Origin of the sequence: Paenibacillus sp. FSL R7-0216, from assembly GCF_037969915.1 — a bacterium.
Taxonomy (GTDB): Bacteria; Bacillota; Bacilli; order Paenibacillales; family Paenibacillaceae; genus Fontibacillus; species Fontibacillus rhizolycopersici.
Genome location: NZ_CP150222.1, coordinates 1,299,060 through 1,316,541 on the forward strand (window position 1 = coordinate 1,299,060; position 17,482 = coordinate 1,316,541).

General features: G+C 57.2%; 12 protein-coding genes. 8 read left to right on the forward strand and 4 right to left on the reverse strand.

What is annotated here, in order from left to right; translation table 11 throughout:
* Window positions 1-30: 30 nt before the first annotated feature.
* From gltB to MKZ15_RS05460, 5 genes are all read left to right on the forward strand, one after another.
* Window positions 31-4,629 (forward strand): glutamate synthase large subunit, encoded by a 4,599-nt coding sequence (gltB, locus tag MKZ15_RS05440; protein WP_339822307.1) that lies wholly within the window; start codon window positions 31-33, stop codon window positions 4,627-4,629.
* 188 nt (window positions 4,630-4,817) lie between these two features.
* Window positions 4,818-6,587: an ABC transporter ATP-binding protein gene (locus tag MKZ15_RS05445; RefSeq protein ID WP_339822310.1), complete on the forward strand. Its 1,770-nt coding sequence runs from the start codon at window positions 4,818-4,820 to the stop codon at window positions 6,585-6,587.
* Window positions 6,584-8,419, forward strand: coding sequence for an ABC transporter ATP-binding protein (locus MKZ15_RS05450; protein ID WP_339820439.1), 1,836 nt, complete (start codon window positions 6,584-6,586; stop codon window positions 8,417-8,419). Before MKZ15_RS05445 ends, MKZ15_RS05450 begins: the two co-directional genes overlap by 4 nt.
* A 256-nt stretch (window positions 8,420-8,675) precedes the next feature.
* The gene (locus MKZ15_RS05455) at window positions 8,676-9,584 is read left to right on the forward strand and encodes an ABC transporter ATP-binding protein (protein WP_193415841.1); all 909 of its coding nucleotides are present in this window, start codon (window positions 8,676-8,678) and stop codon (window positions 9,582-9,584) included.
* A complete protein-coding gene (locus tag MKZ15_RS05460; RefSeq protein ID WP_339820441.1) occupies window positions 9,577-10,353 on the forward strand; it encodes a DUF2705 family protein in 777 nt (258 codons plus the stop codon). Before MKZ15_RS05455 ends, MKZ15_RS05460 begins: the two co-directional genes overlap by 8 nt.
* Before the next feature lie 66 nt (window positions 10,354-10,419).
* On the opposite strand, the gene MKZ15_RS05465 is transcribed toward MKZ15_RS05460, so the two are convergent.
* Both MKZ15_RS05465 and MKZ15_RS05470 read right to left on the reverse strand, forming a co-directional pair.
* Entirely contained in the window at window positions 10,420-10,839 is a 420-nt protein-coding gene (locus tag MKZ15_RS05465; protein WP_155606544.1) for a polymer-forming cytoskeletal protein, read from the reverse strand.
* Between the two features lie 32 nt (window positions 10,840-10,871).
* The gene (locus MKZ15_RS05470; protein WP_155606422.1) at window positions 10,872-11,870 is read right to left on the reverse strand and encodes a M23 family metallopeptidase; all 999 of its coding nucleotides are present in this window, start codon (window positions 11,868-11,870) and stop codon (window positions 10,872-10,874) included.
* A 180-nt stretch (window positions 11,871-12,050) separates the two neighbouring features.
* On the opposite strand from MKZ15_RS05470, the gene cls reads away from it, so the two are divergent.
* Complete coding sequence (gene cls / locus MKZ15_RS05475; protein WP_339820446.1) at window positions 12,051-13,481, forward strand: cardiolipin synthase; 1,431 nt, start codon at window positions 12,051-12,053, stop codon at window positions 13,479-13,481.
* A 10-nt stretch (window positions 13,482-13,491) separates the two neighbouring features.
* On the opposite strand, the gene ligD is transcribed toward cls, so the two are convergent.
* Window positions 13,492-14,391 carry a non-homologous end-joining DNA ligase gene (gene ligD, locus MKZ15_RS05480; protein WP_339820448.1) on the reverse strand — a complete coding sequence of 300 codons (900 nt, stop codon included), beginning with the start codon at window positions 14,389-14,391 and terminating at the stop codon, window positions 13,492-13,494.
* Between the two features lie 166 nt (window positions 14,392-14,557).
* Here ligD and MKZ15_RS05485 point away from each other — a divergent pair, with 166 nt between their 5' ends.
* A complete protein-coding gene (locus MKZ15_RS05485; protein ID WP_339820450.1) occupies window positions 14,558-15,505 on the forward strand; it encodes a DNA ligase in 948 nt (315 codons plus the stop codon).
* A gap of 88 nt (window positions 15,506-15,593) precedes the next feature.
* Here the strand turns inward: MKZ15_RS05485 and MKZ15_RS05490 are convergent, their stop codons facing one another.
* On the reverse strand, window positions 15,594-16,544 hold the full coding sequence (locus tag MKZ15_RS05490; RefSeq protein WP_339820453.1) for a Ku protein: 951 nt from the start codon (window positions 16,542-16,544) through the stop codon (window positions 15,594-15,596).
* Window positions 16,545-16,987: 443 nt separating this feature from the next.
* On the opposite strand from MKZ15_RS05490, the gene tsaE reads away from it, so the two are divergent.
* On the forward strand, window positions 16,988-17,482 hold the full coding sequence (gene tsaE, locus MKZ15_RS05495; RefSeq protein WP_193415839.1) for a tRNA (adenosine(37)-N6)-threonylcarbamoyltransferase complex ATPase subunit type 1 TsaE: 495 nt from the start codon (window positions 16,988-16,990) through the stop codon (window positions 17,480-17,482).

Here is a 17,482-nt window from a genome sequence, read left to right on the forward strand (position 1 = left end):
TACCTCTAAATAGAAAGGTTGCGTCAGATGATGAAACATACCGTTATACCTCCCAAGCAAGGACTTTATGATCCCGCTTTCGAAAAGGACGCTTGCGGCATGGGCTTCGTGGCCCATATCAAAGGGAAAGCCTCCCATGATATCGTCAGCCAGGCGCTGACCATGCTAGCGAATATGGAACACCGGGGGGGTCAAGGCAGCGAACCAAACTCGGGGGATGGAGCAGGTATTTTACTGCAAATCCCGCACCGTTTTTTTGCCGCCGAAGCGACAACACTTGGATTCTCTTTGCCGGATGCGGGACAGTATGGCGTTGGCATGCTGTTCCTGCCCCATGACGAAGCGGCTCGGGCCAAACAGGAGGAGGAGCTCGTGCGGATCGCCGAAGCGGAAGGGCAACGGGTCCTCGGTTTCCGGACGGTGCCTACTAGCGACGAGACGCTGGGGCATTCGGCCAAAGCGGCGAAGCCGTTCGTTCGTCAGGTATTCATCGGGCGTTCCGCGGATCTCCAGGACGATTTGGACTTTGAACGCAAGCTCTATGTGATCCGTCGCCGGGCTGAACTTGCGATCCGCTACAGCGGCGGAGAACATGGGGATGCCTTTTACGTATCCAGCCTGTCTTGCCGCAAGGTCGTGTACAAGGGGATGCTGACGACAGAGCAAGTGGGGCAGTTTTACTTGGATTTGCGGGACGAGGCACTGGAATCGGCGATCGCGATGGTGCATTCACGCTTCAGCACGAATACGTTCCCAAGCTGGGAGCGGGCGCACCCGTACCGCTTTATGATTCACAATGGCGAGATCAACACGCTGCGCGGCAACGTGAACTGGATGCATGCTCGTCAGTCAATGTTTAAGAGTGAGGCATTTGGAACCGATTTGGAGAAGGTTAAGCCGATTATCAATCCGGACGGTTCAGATACCGCAATGTTCGACAACACCTTTGAGTTCTTGTATCTAAGTGGACGCTCCTTGCCGCATGTGGCCATGATGATGGTGCCTGAACCGTGGGACGGCCGGGAGGATATTGACCCGGATAAAAAGGCGTTCTACGAATATCACAGCACGATGATGGAACCATGGGACGGGCCTGCGGCGATGGGCTTTACCGACGGGATCCAGATTGGAGCCATCCTGGACCGGAACGGCTTACGTCCGTCGCGTTATTACGTGACGAAGGACGATCTGATCGTCCTCTCCTCGGAGGTCGGCGTCCTCGATATTCCCGCGGAGGATGTGCTTTACAAGGACCGTCTGCGTCCAGGGCGGATGCTGCTAGTCGATACGAGGGAAGGAAGAATCATTTCCGATGAGGAAGTGAAATCGGCGATCGCTCGCGAGAATCCGTACCGCGAATGGTTGAATGAGCACCTCGTCGAGCTGGAAGACCTGCCGGAAGCCAAAGAGCTGCCGCTGGAAAGCCATGAAGACATTGCGCGACGCCAAATGGCGTTTGGCTATACGTATGAAGATCTTCGGAAAGTGCTTGAACCGATGGCCTTAACGGGTCAGGAAAATATCGCTTCGATGGGCTATGACGCGCCGCTCGCCGTATTGTCGGAGCAGCCCCAGCGGTTGTACAACTACTTCAAGCAGATGTTCGCACAGGTCACGAACCCGCCGATCGATGCGATCCGCGAGGAGTTGGTCACCTCAACCGCAACAACGATCGGGCCGGAGCGCAACCTGCTTCAGCCGGAACCGGAGAGCTGTCGGCAAATCCGGCTGGATTCGCCAATTTTGTCCAATGAGGATTTCGCGAAGATCCGCCATCTGCATCGGCCAGGCTTCAAGGCGATCACGATTCCGATCCTGTTCCCGGCCGCTGAAGGGGCGGAGGGGCTGCGCAAAGCGCTGGATACATTATGCGAAGCGGCGGATCGAGTTATTGCCAAAGGCCACAATATACTAATCTTGTCCGACCGTGATGCGGATGCGGAGAACGCGGCCATTCCGGCACTGCTTGCGGTGTCCTGCCTGCATCATCATCTCATCCGTGAGGAGACGCGGACCAAGGTTAGCCTGCTGCTGGAGTCGGGCGAACCACGCGAGGTGCATCATTTCGCGTTACTGCTCGGCTATGGCGTTAGTGCGGTGAATCCGTATCTTGCGTTCGAGACGCTGAAGGATATGATCGGTCAACGTATGCTGCAGGGAGTTTCGCATGACAAAGCGGTGTACAACTTCATCAAGGCGGCTACCAAAGGGGTCGTCAAAACGTTGTCCAAAATGGGGATTTCAACGATCCAATCGTACCGTGGGGCGCAAATTTTCGAAGCGGTTGGCCTGGAACCCTCGTTCGTAGACCGTTATTTCACCTGGACGCCGTCGCGGATTGGGGGCATCGGCTTGAAGGAAGTGGCGGCCGAGACGCTGGCCCATCATTACCGGGCGTTCACCGATAAAGACGGCAGCGACAAGGTGCTGGATTCCATCGGGGAATATCAATGGCGCAGCGGCGGGGAAGAGCATCTGTTCAACCCACAGACGGTGCATTTGCTTCAACAGGCAGTCCGGACGGGCGACTACCCGCTGTATAAGAAGTTCGCCGCACTGGTGCAGGGGGAGAATAAGAAGCATTTGACCTTGCGTTCCTTGCTGGAGCTAAAACCGGTCGGACCGAAAGTTCCGCTGGAAGAAGTGGAATCGGCGGCATCGATCATGCGCCGTTTCAAGACAGGGGCCATGTCCTTTGGTTCGATCAGTAAGGAAGCGCACGAGACGATCGCGATTGCGATGAACCGGATCGGCGGGAAGAGCAACACCGGCGAAGGCGGCGAAGATCCCGCGCGCTATGTGCCGGACGCGAACGGCGATCTGCGCCGTAGCGCGATCAAGCAGGTTGCTTCGGGGCGCTTTGGCGTTACGTCCAACTATTTGGTGAATGCCGACGAAATCCAGATCAAAATGGCCCAGGGGGCTAAGCCGGGCGAAGGCGGCCAACTGCCAGGCCGCAAGGTGTATCCTTGGGTGGCGGAAGTGCGCGGATCGACGCCGGGTGTCGGCCTGATCTCGCCGCCGCCGCACCATGACATCTATTCGATCGAAGACTTGGCGGAGCTGATCTATGATCTGAAGAATGCTAATCCACGGGCCCGCATCAATGTGAAGCTGGTCTCGGAAGCCGGTGTCGGAACCATTGCCGCCGGCGTGGCCAAAGGCCGTGCCGATGTCATTCTGGTCAGCGGTTACGATGGGGGAACCGGGGCCTCGCCGCAAAGCTCGATCCGCCACGCGGGTCTGCCTTGGGAGCTGGGGCTGGCCGAAACGCATCAAACGCTGATGTTGAATAACCTGCGTGACCGCGTCGTACTGGAAACAGACGGCAAGATTTTGAACGGCCGCGACCTTGCGGTTGCCGTACTGCTCGGTGCCGAAGAGTATGGCTTCTCGACCGCACCTTTGGTGGCGGTTGGCTGTATCATGATGCGCGTCTGCCATCTCGATACGTGCCCGGTTGGCGTTGCGACGCAAAATCCGGAGCTGCGCAAGAACTTCACCGGGGATCCGCAGCACGTCGTCAACTTTATGACTTTCGTGGCCGAGGATTTGCGCGAATGGATGGCCGAGCTGGGCTTCCGTACCCTGGAAGAGATGATCGGACGCACTGACTGCTTGGATTCGGTTAAGGCGGTCGATCACTGGAAGAAGCAAGGCATTGATCTCAGCTCGCTGCTGCATATGCCGGAGCTGCAGGAAGGCAGCAGCCGCTACTGCACGAAACAGCAGAACCATGGGCTGGAGGAGACGCTCGATATGACGCAACTGATGCGGTTGGCCTTACCCGCGTTGGAGCAGGGAGAGGCCGTCAGCGCTCGGCTTCCAATCTGCAACGTGAACCGGGCGACCGGGACGATCGTGGGCAGCGAAGTTACCCGCCGTTATGGACAACAAGGACTGCCAGAGGATACGATCACGTTCCATTTCGAGGGCTCGGCTGGCCAAAGCTTTGGGGCGTTCGTACCGAAGGGCATGACGCTCACCGTTGACGGCGATGCCAACGACTACACCGGGAAAGGGCTGTCCGGCGGCAAGGTGATCGTGAAGCCGTCGCCGCGCGCCACGTTTGCCGCTGAGGAGAACATTATTATCGGCAATACGTCGTTCTACGGTGCGACGAGCGGAGAGGCATACATCCGCGGTATTGCCGGGGAACGGTTTGCCGTTCGGAACTCCGGCGCCAACGTCGTTGTTGAAGGCGTCGGCGACCACGGCTGTGAGTATATGACCGGCGGACGCGTCGTCGTCCTTGGGGGAACAGGTCGGAACTTTGCCGCCGGGATGTCGGGCGGGATCGCTTACGTGCTTGACGAGAGCGGAGACTTCGCCAGCCGCTGCAACCTGGAAATGGTGTTGCTGGAAGCGGTGGAAGATCCGGCGGAAGCGGATCAACTGCGGACGTTAATCAGCCGTCATATCCTCTACACGGACAGTTCGGTGGGACGCCGTGTGTTGGACCGGTGGAACGAGTACCTGCCGAAGTTCGTCCGCGTCATTCCGAAGGACTATAAGCGGATGCTCGAGCAGATCCGCAAAGTTGAGGATGAAGGCCTGAAAGGTGAGGCCGCGCTGCTGGCTGCCTTTGAAGCAAACGCGCGCGAGTTGGCTCGAGCCGGCAATAATTAAATTGAATGTAACCTCAAGAAGGTGAGAACCGCCCCGTTTGTCTTGTTAAGACAGCGGGGCGGATTTTTGCATAGGAAAATAAAGAATTCCATTGTGCGAACATATGTTTTTTGTATAAAATGATTTGGAGAATAGGAGTAAGCGGATGCGAGAGGAGAGGTCGTCCCTTGGCAGAACAAACTTATGCAATGAAAGGCGGTAAACAACGAAGGACTAAGCCGCTAGGGCATTACCGTGAAATGCTGGAGAAATACGTGTTTACGCAGCGTAAGCTGCTGATCGCAATGACCGCGTTGCTGTTGATCTCGATCGCCTTGCAGTTGATCAACCCGCAGGTCATTCGTTATTTTATCGATACCGCTCAGGGGGAAGGAAGTCTCAGGCCCTTGTATATTGCGGCTGGACTCTTCATCGGCTTTTCCCTCGCGCAGCAGTTGGTTTCAGTCTGTGCGTCCTACTACAGCGAGAACCTGGGCTGGACCACAACCAACAAGCTGAGAGCGGACCTCGTCAGACATTGCTTGTCGCTCGATATGTCATTTCACAAATCGAACACCTCCGGTGCGTTGATCGAAAGGGTGGACGGCGACGTCAATGCGCTGGCCAATTTCTTCTCTAGCTTCTTAATCCACCTGCTCGGCAATTTGCTGCTGATGACGGGGATCCTGGTGCTACTATTTCGTGAAAGCGTCTGGATTGGCTTAGCGATGAGCTTGTTCGTCGTCGGCGCGATCTTTATCATCCGCAAAATACGTCAGTTTACCGTTCCCGTCTGGACCAAATGGCGGGCGCAAAATGCGGAGCTTTACGGGTTTATCGGCGAACAGCTGGAAGGCACGGAAGATACCCGGGCCAACGGGGCCGCCGGCTATGTGCTGGAGCGTTTCTACGCGATGGCCCGGCGGATGCTGCCGGTGCGCATTCGCGCTTCGCTGGGCTTTGGCATGATGTGGGGGACGACCATCCTGGTGTTTGCACTGGGCAACGCTGCCGCCTTTCTGGTCTGCGCTTGGTTATGGAGACGGGGAGAGTTGACGATCGGTTCGATTTACCTCGTCTTTTACTATACAGAACTGCTGGCCCAGCCGATCGAGAAGATTCGTACCCAACTAGACGATTTACAAAAAGCCGATGCCAGCCTAATCCGCGTCCGCGAACTGTTGAACACGAAACCACGGATTACCGACGGCCCGGGCGCTCCTTTACCTCAAGGACCGCTATCCGTGAAATTCGACCGGATGACGTTTGCTTATGAGGAGGACGGAGACCCGACGCTGCATGAGCTCGATCTAATGCTGAAGCCGGGGGAAACGCTGGGTCTGCTGGGGCGCACCGGCAGCGGCAAATCAACGCTTGCCCGGCTGTTGCTGCGCTTCTACGATCCTCAGCAGGGCAAGATCGAGCTGTCCGGAATCGACATCCGCAACTGTAAGCTGCAGGAGCTGCGCAGTGGGGTAGCAATGGTGACGCAAAACATCGAGATTATGGAAGGCACCGTACGCGATAACCTGGCATTGTTTGATGAAAGCATTCAGGACGAGGATATCATCGACGTGCTGAAGGAATTGGGGCTGCAAGAGTGGTACGCCGCCTTGCCGGACGGGTTGGACACGGTGCTCGCCTCGGGGGGAGGCAGCCTGTCGGCAGGGGAAGCGCAACTGCTCGCGTTTGCCCGGGTGTTCCTGACCAACCCGGGGCTGGTCATCCTGGACGAAGCCAGCTCGCGTCTCGACCCTTTGACTGAAAACCGGATCGAGACGGCCATCAACCAACTGCTGGAATCACGGACCTGCATCATGATCGCGCACCGTTTATCGACCGTACAACGCGCCGACCAGATCCTCATTCTGGAGAACGGCCGAATCGTGGAATATGGGCCGCGCGTCGATCTGGCCGCGGATCCGGGGTCGCGGTTCAGTCGGATGCTGTCCGTTGGACTGGAGGAGGTATTGGCATGAGTACGCGGCATTTTTTCTGGAGGCTGCTTTTGTATCGGCCGGCCTATTATTTCGCGAACCTGTTCTCCTGGATGGTCATCCATATGGTTCCCTTGCTTCCGGGGCTGATTACGAAGGCATTCTTCGATGATTTGGAAGGCAACGCCGACTTCCCGTACGGAGTCGAGGGGCTGATGGCGCTGTTTGTCGGCGTGGCGCTGGCGCGTATCATGCTGATCGCCGTAGGTTGCTGGACGGACGGGGGCTACCGCTTTCGGATCAGCATGCTGCTTCGGCGGAATATGTTGGCCCACGTGCTTAAGGAGCCTGGCGCCAAAGCGATTCCCTGTTCGCCGGGAGAAGCGATTAGTAATTTCCGCGACGATGTGGACCAAACCGAGGAAGCGATGAGCTGGTCGGTCGATATGTTTGGTTTGATCGGTTTTGTCGCCGTATCGAGTTCGATCTTGATTTCAATCGATGCTGAGCTGACGTTCTTCGTTTTTGTACCTCTGATTCTGGTCGTTACGGCGGCGCAAATCGCGACGGCGCGCATCCAGAAATACCGGGCAGCCAGCCGCGCCGCAACGGCTAAGGTTACCGGCTCGATCAGCGAAATGTTCGCGAATGTTCAGGCGATCCAAGTTGCCGGGGCGGAAGGGCGGATCGTGCACCGGTTTGAACGCCTAAGCGACGAGCGCCGGAAGATGATGGTCAAAGACAAGCTGATCACCGAATCGCTGTCCTCTGTGTTTACGAACTCCGTCAACCTCGGAACCGGCTTAATCCTGGTGTTGGCCGGCTACAAGATGCGCAGCGGATCGTTTTCCGTCGGGGACTTGTCGTTGTTCATCTACTACTTAACCTTCGTCACCCAATTGATTTCGAACGTCGGCAACTTCATGACGTTTTATAAGCAGATGGCGATTAGCTTTACCCGCTTGAAGCAAATGCTTCAGGGCGCTCCGGCCAAGCTATTGACGCTTCCGGCGTATATTGGCATCGGAAAGCGCAAGGAGGCAGATGCTGGCGACACGATGACGGCTTCTCCGGCCACGCCCGACTCCTCTGAATTGGTGCAGCCGGGACACACGAGCAGCCTTCCGGTGGATCCGCTGCAGCTGCTGGAGGCGAATGGCCTGACCTACCGCTATCCGGAGACCGGCCGGGGGATCGAGAACGTCAGCCTGCGCCTTCCGCGTGGCTCATTTACCGTCGTCACCGGCATGATCGGTTCCGGCAAGACCACGCTGCTGCGGGCGCTGCTTGGCCTGCTGCCGGCGGAAGGCGGCGAGATCCGCTGGAACGGCCGACCCGTCCGCACGCCGGCGGACTTCTTCGTTCCGCCGCAAAGCGCGTATACAGCGCAGATCCCGCGCCTATACAGCGACAAGCTGCGGAACAACATTCTGCTCGGGCTGCCCGAGAGCGGGGACAGCCTGACGCAGGCGCTGCACGTCGCCGTGCTGGAAGACGACGTGGCGCACCTGGCGCACGGCCTCGACACGATGGTCGGGCCGCGCGGGGTCAAGCTCTCCGGCGGCCAGGTCCAGCGGACCGCGGCCGCCCGGATGCTCGTGCGCGAGGCGCAGCTGTACGTGTTCGACGACCTGTCGAGCGCGCTCGACGTCGAAACCGAACGTAAGCTGTGGGAGCGGTTGTTCCAGACCCGAGGCCAGGCGACCTGCCTCGTGGTGTCGCACCGCAAGGCCGCGCTCTCGCACGCGGACCATATCATCGTGCTGCAGGACGGCACGATTGAAGCCGAAGGCACGGCGGAGCAGTTGCTCGCCTCTAGCGCCAGCTTCCGCCAACTATGGTATGGCGAGGAGTCCCAGGCCGGCGAGTCGTGAACCGGGCATCGGCAACAAGCCGCAGGCAATTGCTGCGGCGTTTCTCCAGTCGTAGACCTAATCTAATACGTCCTCAGCGAAAGCGAGGGCGTATTCATGTTTGCTATTTTGTTATCGCTATCGCCTCCATCAGCCCTCCGTCACTTCAACATCACTCGCCGAGGCTTTAGCAGACCAGCGCCTTATGGTAGAATAGGATAAATTATCCTGACTTAACGGGATACAGAACGAAGAGGGAGTTGGAGTATCCATGGAGATGACGCAGGAACCGGTCGTGCGCATGCGGGACGTCAGCAAGCGCATCGGCAGCAAGACGCTGATCGACCGATTAACGCTGGACATCCCGAGAGGGCAAGTGTATGGATTCCTGGGGCCGAATGGGGCCGGGAAAACGACAACGATTCGGATGATGGTCGGATTGATGTCCATTTCGGAAGGCGACATTCTCATTGAAGGGGCGAGTATCAAGGACCGATTTGAAGAGGCGATTTCGCATGTCGGCGCAATCGTGGAGAATCCGGAGATGTACAAGTTCTTGACCGGGTATCAGAATTTACTGCATTACGCTCGCATGTCCCCGGGGGTGACGAAGCAACGGATATGGGAAGCGGTCGAGCGGGTAGGCATGCAGAACCGTATCCATGACAAAGTCAAAACGTATTCGCTGGGCATGCGCCAACGACTTGGGGTCGCGCAGGCCATTCTGCATCGGCCGAAGCTGCTGGTGCTGGACGAGCCGACCAATGGGCTCGACCCGCAGGGCATCCGCGAGCTCCGCGATTATTTGCGGGTGCTGGCGCGGGAGGAAGGCACGACCGTGTTCGTCTCCAGCCATTTGCTGTCGGAAATGGAACTGATGTGCGACACGGTCGCGGTGATCCAGCAGGGACGGCTCGTGGACGTCAAGTCCCTGCATCCAGAGGCGGGAGAAGGCCGTGAGCGGGAGACGGCCTTCGAGGTGAGCGATCCGCGGCGTGCGGCGGAGCTCGTTGGCGCCGGACGCATTGAAGGCAGCCAGTTGATTGTATCCGCCGACCGGGAAGCCGCGGCGGGGATCAACACGAAGCTGGTTATGGCAGGCATCGACGTCTACGCCATCCAGGCCGTGACGCGTTCCCTGGAAGATCAATTCTTGGAGCTGACGGGAGGGAAGGACATTGAATAATTTTCTCGCGCTGATCCAAAACGAAAACATGAAAATCTACCGGCGGGTCCGCACCTGGATTATGTTCGGGCTGCTTGTCCTGCTGACGATTCTGTTTGGGGTGTTGTTTTCGCTCGATGGGGGCAGCCGCCGCATGAGCGCCTGGGATGCCCTGGATCAACTGAGCTTCTTGTACTATCTCGTCAGCATCTATGCGGCGGTCGTAGCCGCCGACATTGTGGCCGGCGAGTTCACCTGGGGGACGATCAAGCTGCTGCTGATCCGCCCGTGGACGCGCACGAAGGTCCTGTTGTCCAAGCTGGCGGCCGTCCTGCTATTTACGCTGGCCATGAGTGCGGTCTTTTTCGCTTCCGCCCTGGCGGTCGCGTTCCTGATTTTCCCGAATGTGCCGTCGCAAATCTTCCTGCCGGGAGAAAGTCCGTTAGGTCGGATTTTGGAAAGCCTGCTCTACAGCTATATTGACCTGCTGGTCATCGCGGCGTTTTCCTTTATGCTGTCGACGGTGTTTCGCTCCAGCGGCATCGCCATTGGGCTGTCGATCTTTATTCTATTCGCGGGCAACATCTTTACGATGTTGTTTAACCCCGTCCGCTATCCTTGGGCGAAATACCTGCTGTTCGCCAACATGGATCTGGGGCAATACCGCGGCGGGCAGATGGGTCCAGCCGGCATGACGTTAGGTTTTTCCGCTGCGGTACTGGCGGCGTATGTGCTGCTGTTCCTGGCGATCGCCTGGCTGGTGTTCAAGAAAAGGGATGTTGCAGCCTAAAAAACGCAAAAAATAAAGTTCCCGTTTGCCTCGTCAGGCGGGAACTTTATTTTGCGTTATTTCGCCTCACCCCGCTTCGGGGCGTGCGGACTTCTTCATCTTTCCCTTGCCGGAAGAGGCCGATGGCGTGGGGACGGGCGCGATTCGATCCATCTTGCTCGACCCGTTCAGCAGGCCGCCTTCGACGATAATCAGCTTGGCAACCTCCACGTTGCCGTCGACCTGGCCGCTCGCCGTAATCGTCAATTTGCCCGTCGTAGAAACATCTCCGACGACTTTGCCAGCGACGATCACCTCGGCTCCTTTAATGTTAGACATGGCTTCTCCCGTTTCGCCGATGATGACCTGGCCTTGGCATTCGATTTCGCCATGGATCTGGCCCTCCACGCGCAAATTGGACTTGCATTCCAGCCTGCCTTCTACCAGGCTGCCTTGGCCGATCAGGGTGTCGGTCGGGCGGGGGGCTTTTTTGTTGTCTTTGAACATCGCTGTCATCGTCCTCCTTTTCCAAGTTTGAATTACTTCAAATAAGGCATCGGATCGATCGCTTTGCCGCCTTTGACGATCTCGAAATGCAGGTGGGGCCCGGTGCTGCGTCCGGTATTGCCCAGATTGCCGATGCTTTCGCCTTTCTTCACCTCGTCACCGACGGAGACGTCGATATCGCTCAGATGCATGTACCAGCTTTGCAGGCCGCCCGGATGCTCGATCACGATGTATTTGCCGTGGGAGCCGTCCCGTTTGGCGGTAACAACCTTACCTGCGGCCGCGGCATAAACGGAGTCGCCTACTTTTCCGGCGATGTCGATCCCCGCGTGGAAGGCCGCCCGACCGGTGAAGGGATCGGTGCGGTAACCGAAATTGGAGGTCAGCCGCGTGGATAACGTGGGCCATTCCGAGGGGGTACCGGAGAGGGAATTTTGCGTCTGCTTCGCTTTTTTTAGCGTGAGCGGCACATTCTTCTCCATCTCGTCGAGCATGTCGTTCATCGCGGCAAAATCGTTCCGCGTGTCCGCAGCAAGCGCCTCGATTTCGTTCTCATGGACCGCAATGAACTCGCCGCCGACGCCGCTGTCTCCAAGCGCGTTCAACGATTCGTCCCAGGACAGCGAAGACAGCTTGCCCAGGTTCTTCGCATCGCCGTCTCCGTATTTATCGATAAATTTCTGAAGCTCCGCTTCGAGTTCGGCTACACGTTCCATTCGGTCCTTCATATCCTTCGATTGGCTAGACAAGGCAATCACTTCGTTCTGCAAGCGCTGAATCGCCTCGTCTTTGTTGGTTACCACCGCTTCGAAAGCCAGGGTTTGCTGCTCTAGCTTACTTTCCAGGCGGGAAACGGTTTGATCCGAATGAACCTGCAGGCTGATAATCAGTCCGGAAATGGACAGCAGTGCCAGCAAAGGCACGGCAACCACAAGCGGCTTGGACACTTGCACCTGTTTGACGGGCCGGCCGGCATCCCGAAGGACAAGCAACGTCATCCGATTGGGATTCGGTAAGCTTACGCTCTTCATGGCATCCCCTCCCTACGCTTCGTTGGTTCTATATCTTATCTATTCCTATGATTCTTAAATCATGTCAAAAATCGGGTCCTGTCTGATATAAATGAAGGCTCCTGCCCTTGAATCGGAATGAACAAATGAATAAACCGCCGCCCGGATGGTTAATGATGATGGCAGGGGAGGGTGGACGTCATGATCTGGTTGATCGGCATTTTGCTTCTTTTTATCGTACATATCGCTTTGATTCTGCTGCTTGAATTCCGCAATCCCGGTAAAGCCATTGCTTGGATGTTCATTTTATTCTTATGTCCCCCTTTGGGGCCTGTTCTCTACTATCTCATGGCTCGCGAATATAAGAAGCGCAAGAGGCTGCTGCATCGGGGGCCGGTTCTGTTCCAAAGCCTCCGAGACCAGTTGCGCTCCCAGTCGGCGACCGTGGAAACCTTGGAGGGGATGAGGAACCCCGAGTTTGTTCATCAAGAGCGGCTTTACCGGCTGCTGACGCATCATGGGGCCAACCCGATTACGGGCGGAAACCGGACGGAAGTGTACTCCTCCGGAGAGAAGGCTTTTGGCGCGATACTGGAACGGATGGAGCAGGCGCGTGATCATATCCATCTTGAATTTTACATCTTTCGCAGCGACATGATCGGATCGGCCTTTGCAGAGGTGATGATTCGCAAAGCTCGGGAAGGGGTCAAGGTGCGGATGATCTGCGACGGGCTGGGGAGCATCAAGCTAGAGCCTGCATTCGTCAAACGGTTGAAGGATGCCGGCGTGGAGGTTTATTTCTTTCTGCCGCCCCGAGTGGCTGTGCGGAATCGCCGGGTAAACTATCGCAATCATCGCAAAATCGTCGTGGTAGATGGACGGATCGGGTTCGTGGGGGGATTAAACGTTGGCGACGACTATCTAGGCCTCTATGAAAAAATGGGGTATTGGCGCGACACGCATCTGCAGTTGGAAGGCGATTCGGTCCATTCTCTGCAGATCGCCTTTCTGGAGGATTGGTTGCTAGCTTCGGGTGAAGATCTCGGAGACCCCGCTTTGTTTCCGGCCCACGAAGGGCCTGGACGGGAGCAGGTGCAGATCCTGACCAGCGGCCCCAATCGGACACGTAACCTGATCCAAGAAATGTGCTTTAATTCTATCGCGGTGGCGAAGCGCCGGATATGGATCGCTTCGCCCTATTTTATTCCGGATCCCAGCGTCCATTTGGCGCTCAAAACAGCGGCGCTGAGCGGGGTCGAAGTGATCGTCATCATGCCTTATCATTCGGACAGCCGCTTGGTCAAGCTGGCTTCGTTATCCTATGTCGAAGAGCTGCTGCAGGCCGGGGTTAAGTTTGTTCAGTATACGAAGGGCTTTATACATGCCAAGGTGATGATCATTGACGGCCTGCTCGCTTCCGTGGGGACGGCGAACATGGACATGCGCAGCTTCTTCTACAACTTTGAAATGACCGCCTTGTTGTTTGATCCGGATACGATCGCACGACTGGAGCGCGACTTCCAGCAAGATCTGGCCGATTCGGTGCCGATCCTGCCGGAGGCATTCGCGGAGCGCTCGCGGTGGCAAAAAGGGCTGGAGCTGTTGGCCCGGCTGTTGTCCCCGCTCTTATAATGGACAGGCACTAGGCGCGGACTGGGGCTTTCAAATGCTGCAAAATCAGCTTCAAGGATTGCGGGGGCACGGTTTCCAGCAAATCCCCGCGTTCCTTCAGCCGGCGTCCGATATTCAGCAGATTGAAATCGGCGGGCTTAGGATTCAGCCGCACTTCGTCCCAGGTGAGCGGGGTCGAGACGCTGGCGGCTGCACGGGCTCGCGGAGTATACGGAGCTGCCAACGTTTTGCCGCCGTAATGCTGCAAATAATCGAAATAGATTTTGTCGCCGCGATCCTTCTTCAGCCTCTCGATGGTAAATAAATTCGGATGCTTCTCGGTCACGTACCTCGCGACGAAATGGCCGATGGAACGCAGCTCGTCAAAGGTCACGCCGTATTCGATCGGTACGATGATCTGCACGCCGGTGGCACCGGACGTCTTCGGCACGGATTGCAAACCCAGCGACGTCAAGATATCGCCGACCCTAGCGGCAGCCTCCATAATCCGCGGTTCGTCCTCCAACGTGGGATCGAGATCGATCATCCATTCGCACGGCAACGGCTCCCCGACATAATGCAGGGAGGGATGGAATTCGATGCAGGCGAGGTTCCCGAGCCACAGCAGCACGGGCAGTCGGTCCAACACGACATAGTTGATGTTCTCATAGACCGCCGTGCGGACGTATGGGGGCAGCGGATCAGGTGCGTTTTTCTGGTAAAAAAACTTGCCGTGGATGCCGCCCGGATAACGAATGGTCGTCAGCAAACGGTTGCGGCAGGATTTCAACAGGTAGGGTGAAAGCTCGGCAAGCTTCTCCAAATACATCAGCTTCGTGATGCCAACTTCGGGCCAGAGCAGCTTGTCGGGGTTGGAGACGGGGACCTCTTCGCCTTCAACGGAGATGGTCCCTTTGATTGTTCGCGGCATGGCAGATCCTCCTTTCCGGATCGATTGGGGTTTGAGGTTAGGCTTGCCTAGGGGCCTGGAAACTATGAGCGAATGGAGGGGTTAGCGGAATGGTTCCCGAGGGCCGAGGGCAAACTTGGGGAGAAAGGTTGGACGTTGGAGTTAAAAGAGGAGGCTTGTGAGCCACATGGAATGGAAACCGGTCGCGCCGTTTGAACCGATTCGCAGCGATACAATCCCGCAAGGGGAAGAATGGGTGGCCCAGGTCAAGTGGGACGGAGTGCGGATGCTCACGTACAACGACGGCCGCGAGGTCAAGCTGATCAATCGGAAGGGGAATGACCGGTCCCTCCAATATCCGGAGTTCCAGGATACGAGCGCCTACTGCCGCGCGGGTTCGGTTATTCTCGACGGCGAAATGATCGCGCTCTCGGGCGGGAAGCCGTCGTTCCACGAAATCATGCGCCGCGACAGCCTGCGACGGGAGCAAGAGATCCGCTTTGCGTCCAGGCGGATTCCGGCGATTTACATGATATTTGACATCTTGCATCATGACGGCAAATGGGTGAACACGGAGCCGCTCATGAATCGCCAGCAGCTGCTGCAAGAGATCGTGATCCCCTCCGAACGGGTGCAGCTTGTGCCTAACGTGGCGGACGGGGAGCTCTTGTTTGGTTTGATGCAGGAGCGGGGCTGGGAAGGGATCGTTTCGAAACGGCTGGACAGCGCTTATGCAATCGGAGGGAAGGATGCTCGCTGGGTCAAAAAGAAGCTGGCCCGTGATCTCTACGCGGCCATCGGCGGTGTGACGTACCGGGACGGCGGGGTGAACGCGATTTTGCTGGGATTGTACGATCCGGAGGGACGGTTCATCTATATTGGTCATGCCGGCAGCGGGAAATGGAAGGGGTCCGACTGGCGCGACCTGACGGAGAACGTGAAGCCGCTGATCGTGCCTAAACGGCCGTTCGCGAACGTCCCTGAACGCATGAAAGGGGCCGTCTGGATTCAGCCGGCCCTCACTGTAAAGATTCAGTTCCTGGAATGGACGCCCGGCGGGACGATGCGCCACCCCATTATCCAGGGATGGGCGAATGTCCCGCCCGAGGCGTGCGACATGGGGCAAAGCATGTAGGAGAGGCGGCGGAAGGGCCAGTGGGACGAGGTACAGCGGCGTGGTATGGCGCGGTACGACCCGGCACAGACAAGCTCGGCGCGTCCCCCTACTTCGCCTCCGGCTTGGCGGCAGTGCGCCGCTTGGGCTTCGGCTTGACCGCAACGGTTGGCGTAGCGGTCCCGGCATCTGGTGCCGGAGCGGCTTCGGGCTCGGCCTTCGCTTTTTTGGCCGCCGGCTTGCGCGTACGCTTCGCCGGTGTGGCGGCCGCGGGACCCGGATCGGTAGCGACCGGCTTGACGGCTTCGATGCTGGCCTGCAACGCCGCCATCAGGTCGATGACGTTGGTCTCCGGCTTGGCCGGAGCCAAACTGATTTCCTCGCCGGCCACTTTTTGCTCGATCAAGTGCAGCAGTCCCTCACGGTAATCGTCGGTGTATTTCTCCGGCTCGAACGGGGTGGACAGCTGCTCGATCAGCATTTTCGCCATCGTTAGCTCCTTATCGTTCACCTGAAGGTTCTCCGGCAGATTGGGCACTTGCGATATCGGCCGGATTTCGTCCGGGTAGAAAATCGTTTCGATCGCGAGGCATCCTTCCATCACGCGGATGGCAGCCAAGCTGCTTTTGGAGCGGATGGCAATTTTGGCGATGCCGATTTTGCCCGATTGGCGCATCGCTTCCATCAAGAGTTGATAGGCGTTTCCGCCTGCCTGGTCCGGCGACAGATAGTACGTTTTTTGAAAATAAATCGGATCGATCTCCTTCAAATCCACGAAATCGATGATGTTGATCGTTTTTTCGGCGTGGGCGGAGAGCTGCTCCAGCTCGTCTTTTTCGAATAGTACATACTTGCCCTTCTCGTATTCGTATCCCCGCGAGATCCCCTCCCAGTTCACGTCCACCTCGCAAGCCGGGCATCGCCGCACGTACGAAATTGGACTGCCGCAAACCTGATGAATGTATTTCATGGAGATGTCTTTGTCTTCGGTGGCCGAAAACATTTTGACCGGGACATGGACCAGCCCAAAGCTGATCGCCCCCTTCCAGACCGTATGCATGGATTAAACCCCTTTCTTCTTTCCGTCGGATACTCGCTATAGATTCGCCTATTCGTAGTATGGTTATAAAAGTGGTTTCTATTTATGCTCGACATCATCCCCGTTCGTTCCTGCGTTCTGCGGTTGCGGGGGGTGCGGCGGACCGATATAATGAGGACAGTGCCTAGCAGTGACCGTGGAAGTAACACGGACGTAACGGACATCAGGGACGTTATTTGTCTGCATGTGTGAAGTTCCGGCCGTTAACGGACCGGAAAGACCTTATTCGCTTGTTTTGGGGTGTTTTTTCTGCCGGAAGGGCGGAATAACGTCTCCTGAGTCCGTTAGCACGGGAAATGTTCGGAAATGGAGCGAATAAGGTCAGCTCGGTCCGTTAGCGAAACTTAGGTGTCTGACGGATGATTTTGTTGGAGTCGCGATAAAGGTGGTAAGCTAGAGTGAGTGTGAAGGATAACAAGGGTAACCCCCCTGCGCAATGGGTTTACGAAGCCGAGGATCTACAAGGGACGGAGCAGTTGGCGGCCGCATTAGCGAAGCTGGCGCTGCCGGGAACCGTGATCGCCTTGGACGGGGATCTCGGCGCGGGCAAAACGGCGTTCTCTCAGCTGTTTGCGAAGCACCTCGGCGTGAGGGACACGGTGAACAGTCCGACGTTTACTTTGATCAAGGAGTATGAGGGCAGGTTGCCTTTTTACCATATGGATGTCTACCGGCTGTCGTTGGATGAGGCCGATGAGCTGGGGCTGGACGAGTATTTCTACGGAGATGGCGTCACCTTGGTGGAGTGGGCGAGTTTGATTGAGGAGCTGCTTCCGCAAGACGTGCTGCGCATCTACGTAGAGACGGTGTCAGCGATTGGACGGCGGATGCATATCAAGGGTCAGGGCGGAACCTATGAAGCATGGGTGTCGGCCCTGAAAGAGAATGGAGTATCCTGA